Genomic DNA, 4661 nt, shown 5'->3' on the forward strand with positions numbered 1-4661 from the left:
GGGTTCATGCCGGCGGCAACCGACTTGGCGCCTTCACGAACGATCGCAGCCGCGAGCACGGTTGCGGTGGTGGTGCCGTCGCCGGCCGCGTCAGCGGACTTCGAAGCGACTTCGCGCACCATCTGCGCGCCCATGTTCTCGAACTTGTCCTCGAGCTCGATCTCCTTGGCGACGGTGACGCCGTCCTTGGTGATGCGGGGAGCGCCGAACGACTTGTCAAGCACGACGTTGCGGCCCTTGGGGCCGAGGGTGACCTTTACCGCGTTGTTGAGAATTTCGACGCCGCGCAACATGCGGTCGCGGGCATCGACGCCGAACTTGACTTCTTTAGCTGACATGTGAGTTTTCCTGAATGTTTTACTTAGTCTCACCCTTGGCGACGCCCAGCAGGCGCTCCTCAGGATGAGCGGTGCGAGCGATGGTTTAGGCGGCCTTCTTCTTGGCGGACGCGTCGGTGAGAACGCCCAGGATGTCGCTCTCTTTCATGATCAGCAGGTCGACGTTGTCGATCTTGACCTCGGTGCCGGACCACTTGCCGAACAGGACGCGGTCGCCGACCAGGACGTCGATCGGGATCAGCTTGCCGCTCTCGTCGCGGCCGCCGGGGCCGACGGCGATGACTTCACCTTGCGAAGGCTTTTCCTTGGCAGTGTCGGGAATGATGATGCCGCCAGCGGTCTTTTCTTCTGCGTCAATGCGCTTGACCACGACGCGGTCGTGAAGTGGACGGAATTCCATGCAGATCTCCTAAGCATCTTACTTCAGTTGAAGATTTCCCGATTGCTAGCAATCGTGGCCCGCGAGTGCCAATGCAGGCGCAGCTGAAATAGGACCGATTTTTTGGGGAACAAGTGTTTGTAGCAGGAAAAATCCCGTGGGCGCGCGGACCTCTGTGGGGTTGCCCCAGATCACTTTTCTCCGCTTGCCGCCGAGCACCCGACCTTCTTCTGAGTGAGTGGTACGGCTCTGTCTCTCAACCTAATGTCGCCTAGCAGTTCAATTCCTCTGCCCTAATTCGAGCTGGTAAAGGCCCGCCGATCTGGTGCCGGTTCAAGTGCGAATGGTCGGCTGACTTCGTTCTAAGATTGGGATGCTTTTAGAACCTGACGCAGAGGTCGCGAATTGGGGGTATCGCTCCGCTTGATCGATGATCCGATTGTCAATCGGCTTGCAAATATTGCAGGCCGAATGACAGGCTCAAGAGCCTCTATGAGCTCCAGCGCGCACGATCCAGGCCTCGCCGCGCGTGTTCTGCGACGAGACGCCGATGCCGGTGCTCGATCCCGGACGACATCGCCCCCGCATCTGCCAGTTCTGGGCGCATGCCATGGATGACCGCCCGTGGGGCGGCCCCGCGCCGCCGGCGGTCGCCTACGTGTTCGCCGGCGGCCGCGGCACCGAGGAGATCGCCGGACAATTGACCGGCTTTTCCGGCATTCTCCAGGTGGATGGTTATGCCGCCTACAAGGCGCTCGCCCGCGGTCATGGCAGCGCGATCCAGCTCGCTTTCTGCCTCGCCCATACCCGGCGCAAATTTGTCGAGGTCTACAAGACGACCCAGTTGCCATTCGCGCGCGAGGTGATCGAACGGTTGCAGGCGGTCTATGCCATCGAGGCCGAGATCCGCGGCAGCAGTGCCGAGCAGCGGCTTGCCGCCCGCCGCACCAGGACCACTCCGTTGATGGCGGCGCTCAAGGCGCGGCTGACGGCAACGGTCGGCCAGCTCTTCTCCCAGTCGAAGCTGGCCGAGGCCATCAACTACGCGCTCAATCACTGGGACGGACTGACGCTGTTTCTCCGCGACGGCCGCGTCGAGGTCGATTCCAACACGGTCGAGCGTTCCATGCGCCCGATTGCCATGGGAAGACGCAACTCATTGTTCAGCGGCAGCGAAGGCGGCGCCGAGAGCTGGGCGATCCTGTCGTCGATCGTGAACACAGCAAAGCTTCATGAGCTCGATCCGCAGGCCTACTTGTCCGACGTGCTGGAGCGCATCGTGTCTGGGCGAACCAAGAGCCATCAGCTGCACGAGCTGCTCGCCTGGAACTGCAAGGCGGCCCGCGAGCACATCGCACAAGCCGCCGCATGAGCCCGCGTCGCCATTCAGCATCGTCGTCGATGGCCGCAGCCGCGATGCCACTTGCGGAGCTCGAGCGGTGGCTCCAGGTTCGTGTCGATCGGCACCCTGCCGCCACCAGTCTCCCCATGCTCGATGGCTACGTCGCCGCGATCGTGGCCGGACCGGTGTCGATCAGCCCGCTCGACTGGATCTGCCCGCTGCTCGCCATCGATGCCGATGCTTTCAACCACGGCGGCACTCCGGAGTTCGCAGCGATCTCCGCCGTCGCGCTGCGCCACAACGAGATCAGCCAGATCCTTTCGACCACGCCCAGCCAGTTCGAGCCGATGCACCGGCGCAAAGCCAATGGCAAAGTCTGCCACCATCGTCGAAGCGCTCTCTGATCTGGGGGAGAAGGAACGTAAGCGCTTATAAAGAGAAACGACGCAATCGGAGCACGGCAGTGAGCGACAACTTGATGAGACAGATCGGAACGATGATGCGGCGATCTTCTACCGGCCAGAAAGACGACGCCGATATGCTACAGGCCGATTTGACCCAGGATCTCGCGGCGAGGCGTACGCGTCGGCGGTCTGCGTGTTCCAGCCGATCGTGATCACGGATTCCAGGCCGTCGTGATCACCTATTCCAGAGCATCGTGATCACCGTTTCCAGCGGATCGTGATCGCTATTTCCAGCGATCGCGATCGGGGCAATTAGGAGGCGCGCACCGCTGACAGTCTGCAACCCGGATAGCCTGGTCTTTTGCCTAACCGCAGAGGATCGAGATGCCGACCGAGAGACTATCCATGCGCCACATCCGTGAAGTTCTACGCCTACACGACAGCGTCGGCATGTCGCAACGCGCCGTTGCCTGCAGCCTCGGCTTGGCCCAGGGCACGGTCAGCAAGTATCTCAACCGCGCCCGCCGCGCCGGTCTGACCTGGCCGCTGCCGCCGGAGCTGGATGACGACGTCCAGCTCGAGAACCACCTGTTTCCGCCGCCTTCTGATCGGCCCAGCGACGAGCGTCCGCATCCAGACCGGGCGCTCGTGCATCGCGAGCTGCGGCGCCCGAACGTCACGCTGATGCTGTTGTGGGAGGAGTATTGCGACGCAAACTCCGACAGCTTCAGCCACGCGTGGTTCTGCGAACGCTACAAGGAGTGGACCGGCCGCCTCAAGCCGACCCTGCGCCAGGTCCATGTCGCCGGCGAGAAGCTGTTCGTCGACTATTCCGGCCATACCATGGAGGTGGTTGACGGGCTCAGCGGCGGGTGCGCAGCATGCAGATCTTCGTCGCCGTGCTCGGCGCCTCGAACTACACCTATGCCGAAGCCAGCCTCAGCCAGAGCCTGCCGGACTGGATCGCCTGCATGTCCGAGCATTTGCCTATTTCGGTGGCGTGGCCCGGCAGACGGTGAGCGATAATCTGAAGGCTGGCATCACCCGGGCCTGTTTTCACGAACCGATGGTCAACCGGACCTATGCCGATCTCGCCCGCCATTACCGCACCGCCATCGTCCCGGCGCGACCGTATCGTCCACGCGACAAAGCCAAGGTCGAAGTCGGGGTCCAAATCGTCGGACGATGGATCCTGGCACGCTTGCGCAACCGCCGCTTCTTTTCGTTTCGCTCGCCGCCCTCAACGAGGCGATCCACGCGCTCCTGGTCGAGCTGAAGGACCGACCTCCGAAGCTCGGTTCGAAGTCGGCGCGACCTGTTCGAAGAGCTCGATCGTCCGGCGCTCACTCCCTTGCCGGATGAACCGTACCAGTATGCCGAGTGGAAGCGCTGCCGGGTCAACCTCGATTATCACATCGAGATCGCCAAGCATTACTACAGCGTCCCTCACAACCTCGTGCGTCAAGAGGTTGAGACCCGCGTCAACCCAAAGACCGTCGAGAGTTTCCTGCGCGGCAAGCGGGTGGCGTCGCATCTACCCAGCACCTTGCAGCATCGCCCGACGACGATTGCCGAGCATATGCCGAGCTCGCATCGTCGTTATCGCGACTGGACCCATGAGCGTATTCGTTCCGAAGCAGCCAAGGTCGGTCCCGACGTCGACACCCTGATCGACGTCATCCTGCGGTCGCGACCGCATCCGGAACACGGCTTCCGCTCCGCCATCGGCATTCTCGGGCTTGTCAAGCGCTATAGCCAGGAGCGCGTCGACGCCGCCTGCGCCCGTCTGGCGCGCCTGATCGCAGTCCTCGAGCGCGTCAATCTCCTCATCCTTGACGACTGGGGACCCGAACCGCTCACCGCCGACCAGCGCCGTGATCTGCTCGAGATCGTCGACGATCGCTACGACAAGGGATCGCTGTTGATCACGAGTCAGGTGCCCGTGTCGCAATGGCAGGGCCGAGCCGATGACTTCATGATGCCTCCTTCTTCGAATGCTTGGTGCGTCGTACTCGATTGCGCAGCTGACTGATTTGTTCGTCTGAGAGCTCGATCTGCCATGGCTGACCTTTGGCTAACTGACGACCTGCCAGCAATCCGCGCGCGACCCGGCAGCGCTTCCAGCGTGCAAAGACATAAGGCTGGTCCGGCAGCGCCCCCAGCTTCGGACGGTCGATCTCGGCGAATAGTTCGGCCCG

General features: G+C 62.4%; 7 protein-coding genes. 4 read left to right on the top strand and 3 right to left on the bottom strand.

Annotated elements, in window-relative coordinates; translation table 11 throughout:
* Together ABIB00_RS38785 and ABIB00_RS38790 are read right to left on the bottom strand one after the other, a co-directional pair.
* Positions 1-338, bottom strand: a 338-nt coding sequence (locus ABIB00_RS38785; RefSeq protein ID WP_354107984.1) for a TCP-1/cpn60 chaperonin family protein, incomplete at its 3' end; no start/stop codon positions are given.
* A gap of 85 nt (positions 339-423) precedes the next feature.
* Positions 424-738: a co-chaperone GroES gene (locus ABIB00_RS38790; protein WP_247282145.1), complete on the bottom strand. Its 315-nt coding sequence runs from the start codon at positions 736-738 to the stop codon at positions 424-426.
* Positions 739-1267: 529 nt separating this feature from the next.
* Here ABIB00_RS38790 and tnpC point away from each other — a divergent pair.
* The 4 genes from tnpC (at position 1268) to ABIB00_RS38810 (ending at position 4495) form a co-directional block, all read left to right on the top strand.
* Positions 1268-2089 (top strand): IS66 family transposase, encoded by an 822-nt coding sequence (gene tnpC, locus ABIB00_RS38795; RefSeq protein ID WP_502917966.1) that lies wholly within the window; start codon positions 1268-1270, stop codon positions 2087-2089.
* Between the two features lie 29 nt (positions 2090-2118).
* Entirely contained in the window at positions 2119-2463 is a 345-nt protein-coding gene (locus tag ABIB00_RS38800) for a UPF0149 family protein (protein WP_354107985.1), read from the top strand.
* Positions 2464-2868: 405 nt separating this feature from the next.
* Complete coding sequence (locus tag ABIB00_RS38805; protein ID WP_354107986.1) at positions 2869-3489, top strand: sigma factor-like helix-turn-helix DNA-binding protein; 621 nt, start codon at positions 2869-2871, stop codon at positions 3487-3489.
* 325 nt (positions 3490-3814) lie between these two features.
* On the top strand, positions 3815-4495 hold the full coding sequence (locus ABIB00_RS38810; protein WP_354107987.1) for a Mu transposase domain-containing protein: 681 nt from the start codon (positions 3815-3817) through the stop codon (positions 4493-4495).
* Here the strand turns inward: ABIB00_RS38810 and ABIB00_RS38815 are convergent.
* Positions 4437-4661: hypothetical protein (locus tag ABIB00_RS38815; RefSeq protein ID WP_354107988.1), on the bottom strand; the 225-nt coding region annotated here is incomplete at its 5' end. The genes ABIB00_RS38810 and ABIB00_RS38815 overlap by 59 nt on opposite strands.

Source organism: Bradyrhizobium sp. LB14.3 (genome assembly GCF_040547985.1).
In the GTDB taxonomy this organism is placed as follows: Bacteria; Pseudomonadota; Alphaproteobacteria; order Rhizobiales; family Xanthobacteraceae; genus Bradyrhizobium.